Genomic DNA, 18,933 nt, shown 5'->3' on the forward strand with positions numbered 1-18,933 from the left:
AACTCAAAAATAAAGGCGACGCTGTCATCACAATTTAAATGCATAACAGCTTATTAATGTATGACATTTTGAAGTGTGGAATGTGGGTTACATGAATGCAGAGGCTTATTATTTATCAATAACAGAGGGGTTCCCACCTAGGAAACCCCTCAAATTAGGGTCATATGTTTTTAGAAGGATGAAAGTCACAATTTAAATCTTGTTCATTTTAGAAGCGTGATACAACCAAATTAGAGTTGAGAGTAACATCTAAATCTTGTTGTGGGTTAATAACAACAACTTCTACTTCTCTTTTCCGTAGTAAAACACTTGCTAAAGCACCAGCAGCACCACCAGCTACAGGTTCTAGAACTTCAATTTTTTGATTACCTGTAAGCAGAGAAATCACAGTAGCAGCACCTGCGCCGATAGCTGCATCTGTTAGTATCGTACCAGTTTTAGCTCCTTTTTTGATGGTTTCTTTTCTGGTAACTACACGAGAAGTTGCATCAATAGACTGTCTTCTACCATCACTAAAAACTAATTCTTGGGCGACAAACTGAGAACCTTTTACATTATTGATAGTTCTAGGTTGCAATTGTCCTTCAATTTTCGTTCCCGCAGGTATTAGAACAGTTCGATTTCCGTCTACAACGTTCTGTGCAACTTCCAAGCTTACAGATGTTGTTTCATCAGGAGTGACAATAATTTTATCCTTCTCGAAAGTGACAGGAATTGTCACTCCTGGAGGAATTGAAACTGTTCTTGATTGACTAATTGGTTGAGTTGGTCTAGTGAAAATGGCTGGTTGTTGTGCGGTTGCAGCAGTAGTAAACAAAGGTACTGTGGCGCTTGTTGACATTACCATTGCCATAAATGCTGTTGTTCCAGATTTCCAATTAAGTAACCTATTCATATGTATTCCTTCTTTGTCTTAATGAATTGTAATGACGTGATATTACTGAATATTGTTTCTAAGTTGTGTTCAACCTGTCTATTGGTCTAGACCAATGGGTGAAATTATGCGCTGGAAGTTCTTTTCTCTAATTGTATTCTGTATCATTTTATAGAGTTCAATTAATTGAAGTAATGGTGATGATTAATACCTTATGGTATCTATGATGCAAAATCATATTATTTTGTTCCTGAATATTCCTTAATTTAGTAAGTTAAGCTTATATTTGCTCATTAATTAGTTATTTTCTACAAGCTTACTTATGAATAAAGCTGTATCTCCTAGCTTGAAATTCATAATCATCTCAATCATTATATTTCTATTTTCCTTTTCTGCTTTTTGTTTTCTTTTCATAAAAAATCTTACAGAACCACTCGCAGGCGGTAGTGATATAGACATTTGGGAATATATAGGATTTTACCTAAAAGAAAATCTAAGCTTCTCACCTTTGCCAACACTCAATCTAAATAATAATTATGTCTTTTATCCCTATGGAACAACTAGTGTGTTTCAACCTTGGGCTTTAGAAAGAGATATTTTTTATGCTACTTTTTACTCGCTTTTTGGTAGTGGTTCTTGGTTAAAAATTTATTATTTAATTACCATTGCATTGACAGCTTTTGGCAGTTTTATATTGCTTTTTAAAGATTATGGTTATGGTCGTGCTATGGGATTTGGATACTTAGTAACTTTTTGTAATTTTTATGCAATCATGGAGTATCCAGTTCATATCAGCAAGGCAGTTCTTCATTGGACTACTTTAAGTTTTATTATTGATTTCCTCATAGTTAAAAAACTTGTTTTAGGCCACTATATATCTCTAAGACTGATTTTAGTAAGATTTTGCCTACTTTTTCTCTCTTTAGGTCAGGACATTGGATATATAGCTGGTTTTGCTCTAACATCTTTTACGATTTCTGCATTGTTTATAATTTTGTTGTTTGGCTACAGATATTTCAAAGGAACATTTCGTTTAAAGCATCTTTTTAATGTTCTAAATTTATATCGTCATGAACTATACACTAACTCTTGGATATCTTTTGTTCTCATTAACCTAAGTCTCCTCGCTTGCTACATTTACATACCTTTGATTTGGCAGATTTTCAAGTCAGCTAAGAGATTTGACTTTACAAATGTGGCTAACTCTGGTTTATGGATTCATCCCTTGAGATTATTTATTCCTTTCTTACCTGAATTTAACCCAGCACAACCTGTCTTTAAAGAATTATTTAATGATCTTCCAGAAAATATCGGTGCAGGTAGTCCTGGGTGGTTTTTACTCATACTTGCTATTTTAGGTATATGGAAAACACGCAAGCAAATAGCTATTTATATTCCACTAATTATTATCTTCTTTTTATTTGTTTTCTATCATCCAACAAATTTCCCAACTCTTAATATATTTCCTTGGTTTGCCTTTAATCGTAAACCAGTAACTTCTATTTATCCGGTGATACTTTGTCTTTTTGCACTAGGAATTAATTTCAAGAAAGTACGTTTACTTAAAAAGCAGTATTTATCAATTTTTATAGTATTAATTATCTTTTTAGGTTGTATAGAATTGTATACTGCTTATAAGATTAAACTTTCTTATAATAATTATTTAGTAGATACAAAATTTTCATTTAAAAAAAGCTTTTTTACTTACATGGATTATCTCAAACAGCAACCAGGAGAAGCTATTTTAGATTGGCCTTTTTGTGTGGTGGGAGGTAATGGAGTCGGCGCAGAAAATTTATGTCCATACTATAAACTAACCTCTGGCAATTTTGCTTTAAGAAGATTTCATACAAAGAAAGTAATAGGACAGTATTTTGGTCGTTTACATCCATCTCAAATTGAAGCATATATTCAGGCTGGCTGGGATAAATTATTTTCACCTAATAGCCCAGATATCATGAAAGCAACTCATCAAACACGTTGTTTTATACCAAACGAGTGGTCTTTTTTTACATATTTTTTTAAATTAAATGATTTTGCTGGTATTAATTTATATGTAGACTTATTGCCAGAAAATTGTGTTCAAGAATTTTATAAACGTTTTGGTAATCCAGTTTTAGAAACAATAGTACCTGGTGCAGGTAAAGTAAAATTTATTCCTAAATCTCCTGATATATTCAATCAAGTGAACTTGGCTTTAGGTATTGAACTGAAGTATGAGCCATTTCTAGATTTATCCGATTCTAATTTAATAAAAAATAATTTACCTTATGGTTTGACGATTAAGGGATTAAGTTATATTGAGACAGATAATCAGCTTAATAGTTGGCGCTGGGCTTTGGGACCAGAAACGTCATTAAAATTTAACTTAGCTAAGTCTCAAATCTTAAATTTCAACTTCAAATTCATCAATCCTATTGTTATTCAAAATATCAACCTAGAGATTAACGGAATAATAGTAGATACAATGAATAATTTGAAAGAAAATGATAGTGTTGAGAAAAATATTACTTTTCAAGGAATTCAAGGATGGAATCAGATTATTTTTACATACAAAGACTGGAATAAAAATAATACTAAATTTGCAACTCAAGATGAACGACCAATGGCTATTAATTTTCAAAAATTGACAATTTCAGCATCTGAATAATACTTCGATTGATCAATAATTTGAATTACTATTGACTATTGAATAATATACTCTACTTCTTTGACATATTCTCCAGGTGTATTCATATCTAGAGTAACTGTTGAGTTATTTAATTCCAATACGCTTTCTTTGTATAGACGCGAAATTACCCTGCGGGATCTTGCTACGCGTCTGGTACAACCCCAAAATTATGACGAAAAATCCTATCCCTTGCAGTATTCTCTCCACACCAAGGTAGTGTGGTTTTACTCATTCAATGAAATCACCCGATTGGGTGACTCGGTTGGATGAAGGCGATCGCAGTCTAGATTTAGACAATATAGGTAGGTGAGGAGAGGAAGTTTACTCAGTGTAGCGCAAATTTTTAATCAATGCGTGAATTTATCCGGAAGCCTGCCATTAGAGTTTGTAGTTATGTGTGTTCCTAAAGACGAGATATACACAAAAAGCGATATCTCAAATCAAAAAATAAACTTGCAAGAATTTTGCATAAAACTCAAGAACCCAACTGTATATATATATAGGAAAAGGTTCAAACCCCAAACTTAAACGATATAGAAGTTCTAAACTTAAAGGAAAAAATCATGACTAGCTTTACTCAAATCCAAAGAAGAAACAACGTACTCTCTCCTGTACGTGAATGGTTAGAATCTATCGATGTTCACAGCCCTAAATTAGCTCATTTTCTGTGTAAACTTATTCCTGCACAATGTCCTTTTGAACGTGATGTTGTAGTATTTGGTCGGAAGCTTTTCCATATTCCGCCAATGTGTAAACTCAATCCTCTTTATGAAGAAGTTGTCGGTTTACGTTTCAAAGCACTTTGCTATTTAGCAGATGATTGTGGTGAAGATATTACAGCCTATTGCTAAAAATTTATGTTTAAGTGTAATGACAGACTGAATTTTATAGCAATGTAGTTAATTTAATTGATATTCTTCACTATTAGCTTTGACAATGTATATATATATGTTCATCACCTTGTCATCAGATTCTAGAGGTTTTTGTCAGTAATAAAAGCTAAATTAGTTTAGACAAAACCTCTGGATAAAATAAAGAGTTGATTGGTTTGGTATTGATATTAGCAAAATAGCTGCAAATTCATAAAAATTTCCATCGCGATCGCTTCATACGAGTTCTACGCCGAATTGATAAATATTTGCTTAATTTGTATTTTGCATAGTAACATCAGTTAGATAAATTTTATCAGACTATGCTATTGACTCCCCCGCAAGCAAGCCCGCACTTTAGTTGCGGGCTTAATATTCTACTTTTAGTAAACTCATTGAATAAGCTTTTCAATCTACTTTAAGCTAGGTTTTCGCTGGGTGATATTGTGAGTGTCTGGAATTAGCGAATAAAAGCCAACCAAGTATTAGATAGTTATAATATGGTTCTTTTGCAACTGGATGTTTTAGAATGGTAGTTATTTTAGTGTAACTTTTAGCACCATCTAACCGAAATGAAGCCCATTGCAGATACTACTAATTTTCAAGCACATACACAAGAACAGTCGCCAGTGGTTCTCACTTCTGAGTTGCGAAAGGTTTACCGTACTGGCTTCTTTTTAAATCAAAAAAACATATCCCTTAAAAGCTGTTCTTTGAGTGTTTACAAAGGAGAAACATTTGGGTTACTAGGACAAAATGGTGCTGGTAAAACCACTTTGTTGAAATTATTACTAAGTATTATTCGTCCCACCTCTGGACGGGGATTGCTTTTAGGTAAACCATTAGGCGATCGCACAGTCAAAGAACGTATTGGTTACTTACCAGAAAATCCCTATTTTTACGATTATCTTACTGGTTGGGAATTTATACAGCTAGCAGCTGGGTTATTTCAAATTCCTGCAAAGGTACAACGTCAACGCATTCCCCAATTGCTAGAATTAGTGGGTTTATCGCAAGCTGATGCTCGCAACAAGCAAATGCGTCGCTACTCTAAAGGTATGCTTCAGCGTGTAGGTATGGCACAAGCATTAATTAATGATCCAGAAGTGGTGTTTTTAGACGAACCGATGTCTGGATTAGATCCGGTGGGACGCTTGCAAATGCGAGAAGCTATCTTATCACTCAAAACCGCAGGCAAAACCATTTTTTTCAATAGTCATATTTTAAGTGAAGTAGAACAAATTTGCGATCGCATTGCCATTCTTGCTCAAGGTGAATTAATTTGTTCTGGTTCCCTCAATGAACTCTTGGGAACATACAATACATATCATGTTAAAGGTCAAGGTGGCGATTGGGAAATTCTGCAAAAATGGATTCCTAATCTAGAATTTATCTCTCATGGTTATTGGCAAGGTGAATTACAAGGTGACGCCTATGATTTCTTTGCAAGTTTAAATTTAATGGGTGGTCAAATAATCGGTATGAATTTGTCTCGTCTATCTTTAGAAGAGTTTTTCATGCAACAAATTCAAAAGTATAAAATATAGGTTATAAAGTCAAGGTTTATCCGATTTGGGATTTTGGATTAGCTCCAATTATAAAATTTGGGGGCTTGTACTATTAAATAATTATCGTTAAAATATCAAAAATCATTAAGTTTGGTCATTATATTATGCAAAAATACAACTAACTGTTAACTAAATTGATTGTAATTATTGCCACAATTATTTTTATGACAATAAAGTATATCAAAATGCTAATTGAAATTAGCTTCATTAAAAATTCAAATTCTAAATACGATCTCTTTTCTGAAGAATAGGGTTTTTTCGGAAAATAATATTATTGGGGAACCCGAATATTTAAGTATAGTCAACGATAAACTGATAAGACAGTGCTTTACTCATGGTATTTCAGGTAAATATGCTTAACACAAGTTTGTGGAAAATTTTTAGTCAGCCAGTAGCAGGGTTGCTGTTTTTCACCCTAGCACTGACAAATTTGTTACCTGCGGTTATGGCTCAGACACAGACACCGACTGTGAAACAGTGCCTAGACCAGGAGTTAGCTGACAGTAGAAATACACAAGCTTCGTACTCAGGGTATACATTAGGAGGAGGCGATCGCATCCGTGTCAATGTCTTTGAAGTTGAAGAATACACTGGTGAGTACACCATTCCTCCCGGTGGAGCAATCAATTTAGCTCTAATTGGCACTGTACCTGTTCAGGGTTTATCAACAGAGCAGTCTGCTAACGTTATTGAATGTGCTTATAAAACTTATTTGAAGCGTCCGATAATTTCAGTTAATTTGTTATCGCCTCGTCCCATTAATGTGACTGTCGCTGGAGAAGTGTCACGCCCAGGGGCTTACAGTCTCAGTTTAGCAGGAGGTGCGGGTCAAGATCCTGGGGTACAATACCCAACTGTGATGTCAGCACTGACAACAGCTCAAGGCGTAACTCAAGCCGCAGACGTCACCAAAGTACAATTACGACGCAAGTTAGGATACGGTCCAGAGCAAGTTATTACCCTTGATTTACAGAAATACATCCAAACAGGTGCTTTACCCCAAGATGTGACTCTGCGGGATGGCGACACCGTTTTTGTGCCAACAGCAAGTACCTTAAATTTGGCAGATGCGCGTAACTTATCGGCTGCTAGCTTTGCTGCTGATATCACCAAACCCCGCTCAGTAGCAGTAACTGGTGAAGTAAACCGTCCAGGAACCTATCTTGTCACTCAAGGACAGGCTGAGGGTGCAGGGGCTGGAACAACAACAGGAACTGGTGCGCCGGCTATTTCTGGTCAACCAACTGTGTCACGAGCAATTCAACTTGCTGGTGGTATCACACCCCAAGCAAATGTTCGCAATGTCATTATTCGCCGACCAACAAGAACTGGTACAGAACAACAAATTAGTGTCAATTTCTGGCAATTACTGCAAGGCGGTGATATTAATCAAGACATTGTTGTCCAAGATGGTGATACAATTGTCATCCCCACTGCCACCGAAGTAAACCCAGCAGAAGCTACGCAACTAGCAAACACCACTCTCTCTCCAGCACGTATGCAAGTGGGTGTGGTAGGAGAAGTCAAAAATCCAGGAAGAGTTGAAGTTCTGCCTAATAGCTCATTGAATCAAGCTATACTCGCAGCAGGTGGTTTTGATGGTGCTAGAGCCAGCAGTGGGACTGTGGATTTGATTCGTCTCAATCCTGACGGTTCTGTCACCAAGCGCAAAGTTAAAATGGATTTCTCCGCAGGAATTAACGAGAAAACCAACCCCATACTTCGCAATAATGATGTTGTGGTCGTTTACCGTTCTGGTGCAGCTAAAACTGGTGATACTGTAGGCTCTATCTTCAATCCTATAGGTACTGTCTTGGGTATTATCAGATCCATATTCACCGGATTTTAACAGTTATCAGTTAACAGTAAACAGTTATCAGTTTCATTACTGAGTTTAAGTCCCAGATCAATCGCTCGAAAGTTGTGGTGACAAGTTCAAATTGCTTACCATATACCTGGTAACTGATAACTGATAACTGATAAATAGTGGCTAGTATGCAATTTCAGCTTGGCAGACAGCAAAGTCATAAATCCTGGAAACATTCGTTACTTTGTACCCTGACTCTGGCTTTGAGTTGGGGTACAGCAATCCCTGCAACTTTTGCAGCAGAAACAGTTACTATTCGCTTGGGGCCATTTCAACAGTCAGTAGCGATCGCGGATTTAGAAAAATTTGCCAAAACTGGAAATCTACCAGACAATCTGCAAATATTTTCATCAATACTCACACCTCAAATTAGAGAATTACTGACAAAACGTTTAGAAATAAATCCAGCTTTTGCTGACAAATTCGTTGCAGAATTAAAGCAAAACCCAGCAGGAAAACAATTTATCTCATCTTTGTCAGCAATCATACCAGGTAGTACTGCTGAAAGTCTCCAAGCAACCCTCAATCTAGCACTACGGCAAGTTAATGGTTTGAGTGCATTAGGTTTTTTACGAGCATATCCACAACAAAATGTCACAGTAGACGCCTCTCAAGCAATTTCTGTGGCGTTGGAATTAAACCCAAACTACTGGCAAAGTCAACTTTTTGGAGCCGTGTTATCACGGGAGTTAACTGCTAAAAATAGCACAGCTTCCCCAACTAAGTTTAATCCTGCGGCTCCTGGTAAGCAAACAGTCCAGCAACAGACATTCACTCTCCAAGATCGACAACGGAATCGTAGTATACCCGTAGATATTTATTGGAGTCATGGCAATACTCAAAATCCAATGGTTGTGATTTCTCACGGATTTGGAGCAAATCGTCAATTTTTGAGGTACTTAGCTCATCATCTTGCTTCCTATGGGATTACTGTCGCTGCAATTGAACATCCAGGTAGCAACGTTACTGCTATTAATAGAGCTTCAAATCAAGCCAATCTCAAGAGATTATTACCTGCAACTGAATTTATTGACCGACCCAAGGATATCAGCTTTGCACTCAACGAACTAACAAAACTAGATAACCAGCCAGGACAACTACAAGGAAAACTCAATACAAATCAAGTTACTGTGATTGGCCATTCTTTAGGTGGTTATACTGCCTTAGCTTTACTAGGAGCAGAGGTTGACTTGCAACAACTGCGGCAATTCTGTAAAAATTCTTTAGGTATTGGTCAAGCTCCTGGTGATTGGTTACAGTGTGCAGCAGCTTCTTTACCAGAACAAAAACTTCAATTCAAAGATGAAAGGGTTAAAAGTGCGATCGCTCTTAATCCTCTGATTGGTGATCTGTTTGGTAAAAACGGATTATCTAGAGTCAAAAAACCAGTTCTAATTTTAACTGGAACTGAAGATCCTCTCACTCCCGCCCTCAAGCATCAAATTACACCCTTTAGCCTATTAGGAGGCGAGAAATATTTACTCAGTGCTGTTGGTGGTACGCACTTGAGTATTAGCGATCCTACCTATCAGGCCAGTGATACTACTACTATTGTCAAAGAAAGACGGGGTGAACAAACCAAAGCCTTACGTCAGTTGCTACAAGGTGTAAGTCTAGCGTTTATCAAACAACAGACACCAGAAGCCAAAACTTATCAACCGTTTCTGAAACCAGCTTATGCTCAATCTTTTTCCACATCCGATCTGCAATTGAGTCTTGTTTCAGAATTACCTGCAAATCTGAAACCTTGGGTAAACTGAACTTCTCTCGGTGCAAATGTACTAAATAAGCCTTAAACTGCCAAATAAAGAACCTAGCCTTTATGAGCAATATATGTGTACCCATGTAAGTGATAGAACAATTTGCACATCTGTGGTAAATTAAAAAATCGGGGGTCAACTCCTCAAACTCTCCTGCCACTTGCCCCTTTGGCAATTTGTAAGGGTGTACCAAAAACTCCTGATCAGACTTTGAACACTCATCCATAACAAATTGCTCAAGAAAGTCATAGCAATCTTGAGCTTTGGGCAAATTAAAAATGAATTAAAAATGAAATAGAAAAATGAATCAGGAAGACCCGCCGCCTACGCCAAGCGTGATCTCTGGGTAGTTTACTTATTTCCTGTATGTACAGTTTTCACCCATTTCAAACGCTTAGGACGCACAGACATCCGAGCGGTGGTGCTACTAATTACTATTAACCAGTGAAGCATATAGAGAGTACCACGCAAAGTCTGAAGTAGCAGCACAAAATAACTAGACAAATTCAGCCCTTTTTGTTTTCTGATCCTTGCCAGACCAGCAAACATACCTGCCATAGACATTGTAATGGTCAAGCCTGTCATGGGGCTGAGTATTGGTGGACGATGCCGAGCGATCGCCATCAATAAATCTGGTAGTGCTGCTGAGGGCAAAATATACTGACTGAGCAGGAAAACCAGCATATCCCAAGTTTTGCGACTACCCATGCGGTTTTTGAGAATTAAATCCCAATAATCCAGATAGCGTTGATAACCACCCTCCGCCCAACGGTTACGCTGATGCCAAAGAGCGATCGCATTCGTTACACCCTCTTCTTCGACTGCGGTGCTGAAGACATTTTCTATATCCCAGTTGTCTAGATGGAGGCGAAATGTTAGATCCAAATCATCAGTGATTGTCTCTTCATTCCAGCCGCCACAGCTTTTCAATGCTTCTCGCCGGACAAATTGACCGTTACCTCGTAGTTCGCCCAAACCACCAATGACAGTCCGCCCTTGTTGTAAATAAGCATCTACTGCCATTTCTGCCATTTGTCCCTTTGTCCAAAAGTTTTCTTTAGCGTTGGCGATCGCTTTTCGCACTTGCACCGCCCCCACTTTTTGACGTTCAAACAAGGGTACAACTTGTAGCAGGATGTCTGGTGATACTTGAGCATCAGCATCAAACACCGCCAAAACCTCACCTTTAGTCAGTGGCAAAACCTGATTCAAGGCTCCAGATTTGCCACCACTAGATCCTGGCGATCGTTGCAGAATTCTTAATTGCTCGTATTTGTGAGCCAGTTCTGCTAAAAACTGCGGCGTCCTATCGCTGCTATTATCATCAATAATCCAAACTTCGTACTTTCCTTCTGGATATTCCAGATTGCAAAGGTTTTTAACGAGTTTGCCAATCACAGCTTCTTCGTTTTTTGCAGCTACTAACACCGAAACATAGGGGTAATCACCCTCTATTCCTTCATGACTATGGCGGGGTCTAGCAAACACCAACACAAATACATGAAGTCCGATGATAGTAGTCAGTCCTAGTACGAACAAATAGCCCCAGGAAACAAGATGCAAGGCGATCGTGCCACTCCAGATCATTGTCAGAACTAGAGCAGCTTTGCGTCTGCGAGCTTGAAACCGGGATGGAAGAGACACACAAGGTGATGTCTCTTGTTCTAACTCCTCTTCCATTGATAAATCAGAAAGTAAAGAGTCGAGCGGATCAAGCTCTTTGTAAGAATCGTTTTCGGGCCAGAAATTCGCTGGCATAGGTCACTTGATTCAACCACCAGTATTTGTCAACACCCATAAAGAAGCTGGGTATTAGATAACACCAAACTGTACAACCTTCACACACTTTTAACTTACCTTGAGATTGGCGGTAACTTTCTACCTCCTCTGACTCACGATAAAGTTCGTACAGCCGTCCCTGGATGGGAACTCCAGTTTGGGCAAAGTGGTAACAAGGTAGCAACAGCTCGTCGTTAGGAGAAATTGCAATGACTGCATCTACCGCCTTACAGCGAGGATTTTTAGTGTCATTGCCTCCAGCTTCAATAAAAGCCAATGCAGCCCTATTGTACCCGACATTCTTATATTTCTTGGCAGTAGCTTCGATTGCCGCCACCATTTGAGGAGTGGGATTTTTATTTGAGTTGTAGTGTTCATGGGCTGTGAAAGCAGGATTTAGCCAGACGCGCACACCCAAATTTTTACCCAGTTCACCCACTTCATCAATACGTTCGTAGTTTTGGGCAGTGACGGTATGATTGAGGACTGGGAATTCTCCCAAAGACTTAGCAATTTTTACCGACTCGACCAAGTTGTCAAAAATCTTCACTCCACGTGAGTGATCGTGAGTTTCTGCATCCGCTCCATCCAAAGAGAAATTCAAAAAGTCTACTAACCCTTGAATTTCTTTTGCTTTCTGCGGATACAAAATTGTATTTGTGGTTATACTGGTATAAAATCCTAGGTGCTTTGCCTCAGTATAAATCTGACCTACATCTTGCCGCAGCAATGGTTCACCACCTGTAAAGTCAACATATTTGACTCCCAGACGGCGTAAATCATTCAAATTATGCTTAATTGTCTCAAAATTAGCTTCTTTTCCAGGTTCTAATGCCCAAATGTTACAAAAGTGACATCTAGCATTACAACGGTAAGTTAAGTAGTAGTTTGCAACCAGTGGAGCCATAAAATCTTATAGTGTTAAACCACTAAAGTTTTCCTTAAGACATCTTTAAACGTAGTTTACATACAGTCAACAAGTATTTAGTTATTTGTCATTTGTCATTGGTCAATCGGCAGATGATAATAATCTCAAACCGTTATTTTTACAGTTTTCTTTCAATAAGAGGATTTAAATGACAAAGATGGGATGCGTTAGCGTAGCTCACTCAATTCTTGATGATGTCTGAGTCTCAGGATAACCATAGTATTTTTCTCTCCCCAGAGTGACAGAAGAGGGCTATACTCTAAACGGCTATTGGTTGTTGTTTGTTGTACCCTGTGGGTAGACACACACGGGAGTGGCTACTTGTCCCAAGTCGCTACGCATCTACCGTAGGTAGCCGAGTAAAGTGTGTCTATGGAAGAATTATTGATAAAGAATTACCAACCACAAACCACAAACCACAAACCACCAACCATCTAGAATTACATTGTTCCTATGGCTTCTACGTATTCCTTTGATACTGTAAGTGATTTTGACAGACAAGAGTTGGTTAATGCTGTTGATCAAACAGCACGAGATATTAAAGGCCGTTACGACCTCAAAGATACTCAAACTACAATAGAGTTGGGTGAACAAAGCATCATCATCAACACTGATAGCGAGTTCACATTAGAATCCGTACATAATATCTTGCGAGAAAAGGCTGCCAAGCGTAATCTTTCTCAAAAAATCTTTGATTTTGGTAAAGTTGAATCAGCTAGTGGAAACCGTGTTCGTCAAGAAATCAAACTAAAAAAAGGCATCAGTCAGGAAATTGCCAAGCAAATTTCTAAGTTAATTCGTGATGAATTTAAAAAGGTACAAGCCTCAATTCAAGGTGATGCTGTGCGTGTCAGTGCTAAAAGTAAAGACGAATTGCAAACCGTCATTCAACGTTTAAAACAAGAGGACTTTCCTGTAGCTTTACAATTTACAAATTATCGGTAAATTGGTTAGTTGTTAGTTGTTAGTTGTTAGTTGTTAGTTGTTAATTGTTAATTTTTAGTTATTAGGAAGATTCATCAACAACAATCAACAACCAACAACCAACTAAACATTATGTTTATTTACGAGAACCGATAGTTGCTTGAAAAGCAGGACGTTCAGACAGCCGTTTAATGTAAGTGAATATACCTGGATAAGAACTGAGATCTAGCTTGAGCATCATTGGAATATATGCTAGGAAAGAACCTACTGCAACATCAGCAACAGTAAATCCACCACCTAATAAAAATAGTTGACGTTGGAGAATGTCATTAAGGGGAGCCATTAAACGAGGCATTTCTCGCTCACGATTGGCTTCTACAAATATACCTGTAGCCAAGGTGGAATTACCAAACAATATCCACTGGGCAATTTTTGCCCTTTCTTCTGGAGAGTGTTGGACTTTACTATACTTTTCATCCAGATAAAGTAATATTGCCCCCGATTCCCAGAGTTGCAAATCACCATCAGTAATTGCTGGTACTTTCCCCATTGGGTTAATTGCTAAAAATTCTGGTTGACGATGTTCTCCAGCTTGCATGTCTAGCATGACATATTCGTAGGGAAGTCCTAATTCCTCAAGATACCACTGAACAATTGAAGCACGACTACGAGCGCCACCGTAAAGTTTAAGCATAGATGATTGTTGATTGTTGTTAGTTGATTTTTGGTCAAATGGTCAATGGTCAATGGTCAACGCCCATCAAAGAACCTTATGAGTGTGAGAGTGCTGTTTGACGTTGTCTTCTTTGGTGACAACTCGAGCAGCGTTCAGTAGGCGTTTGCGTTCGGTAGAATATTGAAAATCTGTGTAAGTAGTGCCGATGGGAATCAAGGATTTTGCATTTTCCTTGCGCTTGTAGGTGCGAGCAGCTGCAATAGTACGCTGCAAAAATTCATCACTAAACTGAGCTGTTTGTGGAAAATTAGTTGGCTTTTGCAGTGTATCACCATCCACAACATTTCCCAAAGTTGTGGCACAAGCAACTTTGTAGGAAGTGGGAATTCCTTTGACAAGGGCTTCTAAAGCAGCTGAAGGAATGGGTTCTATGACTTCGACTTGATGAACTTCTCCGTCTTCTTTGATAAAGCAGGTAGCTAAACCAATGACGATGTAATCCTCGGTTGTGAGATCAGGAGCATTAGGGTAAGAAACTGGTGTTGGCATAAGGATTTGTTTGCAAAACTATAGATTCAATTAAAAAATCTGAATGGTTTGTTGGCATTCTAGCAAGTTGTTGCTCCTGCTACTTGACTAGCCTGCGGGATTGATATTTGCTGTTTTCTGGAATTGAACTTGAGCATGAAGTATCTAGTATTAAACTCAAGGCTTAATTTAAATATGATGTTACTCATTGTGTAGTAATGGGTAATATTCATATATGGTGCTTCTATATGTACTCATAGACACCTTAGTAAGTGACACAGGGGCAGAACCACAAGTACTGCAAAAATTATAAGTTGATTCACAGAGCCAGCAGCTCAGGCAGGAAGATATGAACAGCCACTCATTTTTAGCATCTGGTGAACAGCAAAATCACAGATATACAAACGTGTTAAAAACTACCAAAAATCTTCAGCAGCGAGAAAATAACGGTAGCGGCAAATCTGCTTTTGGTGACGGCCACCTACGCTCTTGTGCTTTGAAGTCAGCCCAACAAGGAGACTATCCTGAAGCGATCGCGCTGTTGAGTCAATTGATCAACCGTCACCCTCAAAATGCGATTGATTACAACAACCGGGGACTAATTTATTTTCAATGTGGCGAAAGCCAAAAAGCTTTTTGCGATTACAATACGGCTTTGCAACTCAATCCTAAATTGGTTAGCGCTTATAATAATCGAGCTAACTACTATGCTGCTCGTGGAGAATTAGTAGCAGCGATCGCTGACTATGATCAGGCGCTAGACTTGAATCCTAGTTATGTCCGAGCATGGTTGAATAGAGGCATTACTTTGCGCGACTTGGGACAATATGAAGAGGCGATTGATAATTTTGAGGTAGCGCTGCTGTTTAATCAGCTAGAAAGTCGTGTTTTCGCAGAGCGCGGTAGAACTTATCATCTCTGGGGCGACTGGAATTGTGCGATCGCTGATTATCGTCGTGCTTTAGTTTTGCTACCTTCCGGTGACACCGAGGAGGAAATCTCTAGTTGGCGCTTGCGTATACAAGTTGAAAACTGGTTCAATGAGTTAACCAATATTCAGTGAACAGTGAATGGTCAGAAAAGCTAGTAGCTAATAGATGATAACTAGATAGCTCCCAAAGTAGAACAATTAGCTATTAACTATTAGCTGTTAACTGTTTTTTGATATACCAGGTATTTATAGGAAGGTTATTAGTAATAAACCTAAAGGATCTAAAATATAACCGCAACTCCACTTAAGGAGAAGATTCTACTTGTTCAACTTCTACCGCTTTCGGCTTAATAAGCATGATTTGACGCTGGCTGGGGTCAAATCGGTATCCTTGCTCTTGCATAATGCTTTTAGCTTGGCGCGGATCGAAGTTACGGCTAAATTCTGTATTTAAGCTGTCTACTCTTGCTTCCAATTGCCTAACTTCCGTCCGAATTTCTTGCAACTTGACTTGCCGTGACCAGTGATATGGTAAAAGTTGTATCAGTGCAGAAACTGCTGCTGCTGAAATCACAAAATTCACCCCGATTTTTGCCGTTGTCTCCAACGCCATCACTTGGTAAGAACGTTGACGCAGATGCCGTTTTGGCCGAGGAACAACTCGGCGTTTTGGTGTTGGTTGTAGCGGGGGTCTGGACGGTTGAATCGCATTCATAGTATTTAAAATAACCTCGCTGATGAAATTGATGCTCCGTAAACAAGGCTGGAGAATTGTTTACGGCCTTATTTAGCTGTCATCTTACTTCATTTTTCGGAAATTGCTACACGTGTGCAGCTAGTTAAAAATAAACCTGGTGTACGTACGTATTTGCACATTGAGTCTAAACGGTACTAAACCGTAAGTTTTCAGCAAATGCACCCCGTATTGCCAGGTTTATTGGCTTTTATATCGAATTTAAAAGTACGTCAACCGAATTTGGAATTGAGAATTGAGAATTTGAAATTCCCAATAAGGGCTTTTGCTTGTGCAAACTATACAACAATTCGGAATTAGGAGGACGGAATTCGGAATAAATGATGATTCCGAATTGCCGATCGCCAATTCCGACTTGTTTTGGTTAAGTCAACGGTTTATTTGTAAAGTTCTGTTGCTAACCGCCAAGCCAGAAATCCTGGGAGCAGTGCCACAACCAGAGCGATGTAGACTTGAGTATCAGTCATGGTTTCAAACCTCCTAATCTCAACAAAATTTGATCAGTTCGTTTACTACTTTTCCTTGTTTTGCCAAGATTGGGGAATAGGTTGTTACAAGATGAAACAAATTAGTCAATGGTCAAGAGTTGAGAGTCAAGTTTTTCTAAAAAATTTATGTAAATATGAGATTTTATCTGGGTATTGATTTTGGGACATCTGGCGCACGGGGTGTGGTGATTGATGAATTGGCGATTGTGCAACAACAGGTAAGTTACCCGTTTGAGATGTCCTCTAGCATTAATTTAGCAAATATTTGGCAGACGGCTTTATTTAGCCTGCTAGGGCAAATTTCTGGGGAATGGCGACGAGAAATGAAGGCGATCGCTATCAATGGCACTTCTTCGACTGTCTTATTAGGCGATGCTAGCGGTAATCCTGTAGATGCACCTTTGTTGTACAACGATGGACGAGGTGCTGTGGTTATCGATAGGTTAAAGAGTACAGCACCACCAAATCATACTGTTTTAAGCGCAACTTCAAGCCTTGCCAAACTTCTGTGGATGTCACAGCAAGCTTCTTTCGCGCAAGCTACATATTTTCTGCATCAGGCAGATTGGCTAGCATTTCTGTTGCATGGACAATTGGGTATTAGCGATTACCATAACGCTTTAAAACTGGGTTACGACGTAGAAGCTTTGAAATATCCACCATGGTTAGAGAAACTGCAAATTTCTATTCATCTACCAAAAGTAGTAACTCCTGGTAGTCCTATCGGTGAACTACGTCCAGAGATTGCTGCAAAGTACAATTTCCCCAAAGATTGCTTGGTGTGTGCTGGTACGACAGATAGTATTGCAGCATTTCTCGCCAGTGGTGCAGAGTTACCAGGGGAAGCGGTGACTTCTCTTGGTTCTACACTGGTGCTAAAACTTTTAAGCTGTACCCGCGTAGAAGATTCCAGATATGGTATCTATAGCCATCGACTTCCCCCCTTAAAAAAAGGAGAGATAAAACAGGATTTATGGTTAACTGGAGGCGCTTCTAATACTGGTGGTGCTGTGCTGCGGCAATTTTTCACTAACACCGAATTAGAAAATCTTAGCCAAGAAATTGATGCCAATAAAGCAAGCACTTTGGATTATTATCCCTTACTAAAACCAGGCGATCGCTTTCCGATTAATGACCCTAATTTACAGCCACGATTAGAACCACGTCCAGATCATCCAGTGGAATTTCTACATGGGTTATTAGAAAGTATTGCCCGAATCGAGGCACACGGATATGAGTTATTGCAGAAATTAGGGGCGAATAATTTAACTCGTGTTTATACTGCTGGTGGTGGTGCTGCAAATGACACTTGGACAGCGATTAGAGGACGATATTTACAAGTTCCAATGCTGCGTTCTGTGCATACAGAGGCGGCCTATGGGACAGCTTTACTGGCGATGCGGGGAATGAGAAAATGAAGTGCTTATAGAATTAGTTTGAGATTCTTGGCGGATAACACTAATACCACCATCCGCTTCCATAAATGCTCTTTTGACATCTTTAAGAGATTCTACACCTTGCTGACGTAACTGGCTCATCAATTCCTGTTCAGTGATTAATTCCCGTTTCAGGTGGCGCTCAATAATGTGACCATTTTTTACTAGCAGCAGTGGTGGTGGATTTAAAAAGCGCTGAAAAGAGGGAAATCTTATCCGCTCAATAAATTGGGGTAGTGCAAAAAATAAAAAGTAGATAGATGCACCTAGCGTCGTAGAATATATGACATGGCGCAAAAGCAATCTCCAGAAAAAGAAGTAGAGGCATTGTTGCAAACCATCGACCCCTCAAAGTTTGCAGATGAATCCTTACGGCATACGTTAACTGTTGTGCTAAACGTCATAGAGCAGCAACAATTAGAAATTAAAGAATTACGTCAAGAAAACCAAAAACTACGGGACGAAAACAATCGTCTTAAAGGTGAACAGGGTAAACCAGAGATAAAGAGCAATAAGCCGAAAGGGTTCAGCAATCATTCATCCGAGAAAGAAAGATATACTCCAAAAAAACATACGAAAAGTAGCAAAAATCAGAGTATAAAAGTAGACAGGACATCCATTCTTGATTATCCATCGAGTGAGTTACCATCTGATGCACAGTTCAAAGGCTATGAAGAGGTAATCATTCAAGATATTTCACTTAAAACGTAACTGCCTAGCTAGTAGGATTTGAGGAAAAGAAAACAGAGACATTACCTTGTAATGCATTAACTATCACTTCCAAGAGATTAAGACCATGCTTAGATGCAGTCGAAAGAAAACAACGTATAGCCGTAGCCATGTTGGTTAGGACGCTGCTTGCTTGAGAACAGTTTCCATT

General features: G+C 38.8%; 16 protein-coding genes and 1 pseudogene. 9 read left to right on the forward strand and 8 right to left on the reverse strand.

Annotation, left to right across the window (positions count from 1 at the left end; genetic code table 11):
- Nucleotides 1-208: 208 nt before the first annotated feature.
- Complete coding sequence (locus tag AC5JMK_RS02005; RefSeq protein ID WP_096677990.1) at nt 209-895, reverse strand: conjugal transfer protein TrbI; 687 nt, start codon at nt 893-895, stop codon at nt 209-211.
- A gap of 301 nt (nt 896-1,196) precedes the next feature.
- On the opposite strand from AC5JMK_RS02005, the gene AC5JMK_RS02010 reads away from it, so the two are divergent.
- From AC5JMK_RS02010 to AC5JMK_RS02030, 5 genes are all read left to right on the forward strand, one after another.
- The gene (locus AC5JMK_RS02010) at nt 1,197-3,524 is read left to right on the forward strand and encodes a hypothetical protein (RefSeq protein WP_096677989.1); all 2,328 of its coding nucleotides are present in this window, start codon (nt 1,197-1,199) and stop codon (nt 3,522-3,524) included.
- A gap of 584 nt (nt 3,525-4,108) precedes the next feature.
- On the forward strand, nt 4,109-4,396 hold the full coding sequence (locus tag AC5JMK_RS02015; RefSeq protein WP_096677988.1) for a Mo-dependent nitrogenase C-terminal domain-containing protein: 288 nt from the start codon (nt 4,109-4,111) through the stop codon (nt 4,394-4,396).
- Nucleotides 4,397-4,986: 590 nt separating this feature from the next.
- Nucleotides 4,987-5,961, forward strand: coding sequence for an ABC transporter ATP-binding protein (locus AC5JMK_RS02020; protein WP_096677987.1), 975 nt, complete (start codon nt 4,987-4,989; stop codon nt 5,959-5,961).
- A gap of 373 nt (nt 5,962-6,334) precedes the next feature.
- A complete protein-coding gene (locus tag AC5JMK_RS02025) occupies nt 6,335-7,831 on the forward strand; it encodes an SLBB domain-containing protein (protein WP_096677986.1) in 1,497 nt (498 codons plus the stop codon).
- A 146-nt stretch (nt 7,832-7,977) separates the two neighbouring features.
- Nucleotides 7,978-9,609, forward strand: a complete 1,632-nt coding sequence (locus AC5JMK_RS02030; RefSeq protein ID WP_096677985.1) for an alpha/beta hydrolase — start codon at nt 7,978-7,980, stop codon at nt 9,607-9,609.
- Between the two features lie 351 nt (nt 9,610-9,960).
- Here AC5JMK_RS02030 and AC5JMK_RS02035 read toward each other — a convergent pair whose 3' ends face one another.
- Nucleotides 9,961-11,367 (reverse strand): glycosyltransferase family 2 protein, encoded by a 1,407-nt coding sequence (locus AC5JMK_RS02035; protein ID WP_096677984.1) that lies wholly within the window; start codon nt 11,365-11,367, stop codon nt 9,961-9,963.
- Nucleotides 11,321-12,295: a radical SAM protein gene (locus AC5JMK_RS02040; RefSeq protein ID WP_096677983.1), complete on the reverse strand. Its 975-nt coding sequence runs from the start codon at nt 12,293-12,295 to the stop codon at nt 11,321-11,323. The genes AC5JMK_RS02035 and AC5JMK_RS02040 overlap by 47 nt, the downstream gene beginning before the upstream one ends.
- A gap of 474 nt (nt 12,296-12,769) precedes the next feature.
- Between AC5JMK_RS02040 and AC5JMK_RS02045 the strand changes: the two genes are divergently transcribed.
- Complete coding sequence (locus tag AC5JMK_RS02045) at nt 12,770-13,261, forward strand: YajQ family cyclic di-GMP-binding protein (RefSeq protein ID WP_096677982.1); 492 nt, start codon at nt 12,770-12,772, stop codon at nt 13,259-13,261.
- A 115-nt stretch (nt 13,262-13,376) separates the two neighbouring features.
- On the opposite strand, the gene AC5JMK_RS02050 is transcribed toward AC5JMK_RS02045, so the two are convergent.
- Nucleotides 13,377-13,934 carry a glutathione S-transferase family protein gene (locus AC5JMK_RS02050; RefSeq protein WP_096677981.1) on the reverse strand — a complete coding sequence of 186 codons (558 nt, stop codon included), beginning with the start codon at nt 13,932-13,934 and terminating at the stop codon, nt 13,377-13,379.
- A gap of 66 nt (nt 13,935-14,000) precedes the next feature.
- Nucleotides 14,001-14,465, reverse strand: coding sequence for a hypothetical protein (locus tag AC5JMK_RS02055; protein WP_096677980.1), 465 nt, complete (start codon nt 14,463-14,465; stop codon nt 14,001-14,003).
- Nucleotides 14,466-14,793: 328 nt separating this feature from the next.
- Here AC5JMK_RS02055 and AC5JMK_RS02060 point away from each other — a divergent pair, with 328 nt between their 5' ends.
- Entirely contained in the window at nt 14,794-15,507 is a 714-nt protein-coding gene (locus tag AC5JMK_RS02060) for a tetratricopeptide repeat protein (protein WP_096677979.1), read from the forward strand.
- Between the two features lie 172 nt (nt 15,508-15,679).
- Here AC5JMK_RS02060 and AC5JMK_RS02065 read toward each other — a convergent pair whose 3' ends face one another.
- Together AC5JMK_RS02065 and psaM are read right to left on the reverse strand one after the other, a co-directional pair.
- Nucleotides 15,680-16,090 (reverse strand): slr1601 family putative cell division protein, encoded by a 411-nt coding sequence (locus tag AC5JMK_RS02065; RefSeq protein ID WP_096677978.1) that lies wholly within the window; start codon nt 16,088-16,090, stop codon nt 15,680-15,682.
- A gap of 416 nt (nt 16,091-16,506) precedes the next feature.
- Entirely contained in the window at nt 16,507-16,596 is a 90-nt protein-coding gene (gene psaM / locus AC5JMK_RS02070) for a photosystem I reaction center subunit XII (RefSeq protein WP_016861912.1), read from the reverse strand.
- A gap of 155 nt (nt 16,597-16,751) precedes the next feature.
- Between psaM and AC5JMK_RS02075 the strand changes: the two genes are divergently transcribed.
- The gene (locus AC5JMK_RS02075) at nt 16,752-18,035 is read left to right on the forward strand and encodes an FGGY-family carbohydrate kinase (RefSeq protein WP_096677977.1); all 1,284 of its coding nucleotides are present in this window, start codon (nt 16,752-16,754) and stop codon (nt 18,033-18,035) included.
- Here the strand turns inward: AC5JMK_RS02075 and AC5JMK_RS02080 are convergent.
- A pseudogene (locus AC5JMK_RS02080) lies at nt 18,006-18,266 on the reverse strand (DUF421 domain-containing protein); the annotation flags it as partial. The gene AC5JMK_RS02075 and the pseudogene AC5JMK_RS02080 sit on opposite strands and share 30 nt — an antisense overlap.
- A 75-nt stretch (nt 18,267-18,341) precedes the next feature.
- Between AC5JMK_RS02080 and AC5JMK_RS02085 the strand changes: the two are divergent.
- The gene (locus AC5JMK_RS02085) at nt 18,342-18,764 is read left to right on the forward strand and encodes a hypothetical protein (protein WP_495909271.1); all 423 of its coding nucleotides are present in this window, start codon (nt 18,342-18,344) and stop codon (nt 18,762-18,764) included.
- Nucleotides 18,765-18,933 lie beyond the last annotated feature (169 nt).

The organism is Pelatocladus sp. (assembly GCF_059505505.1).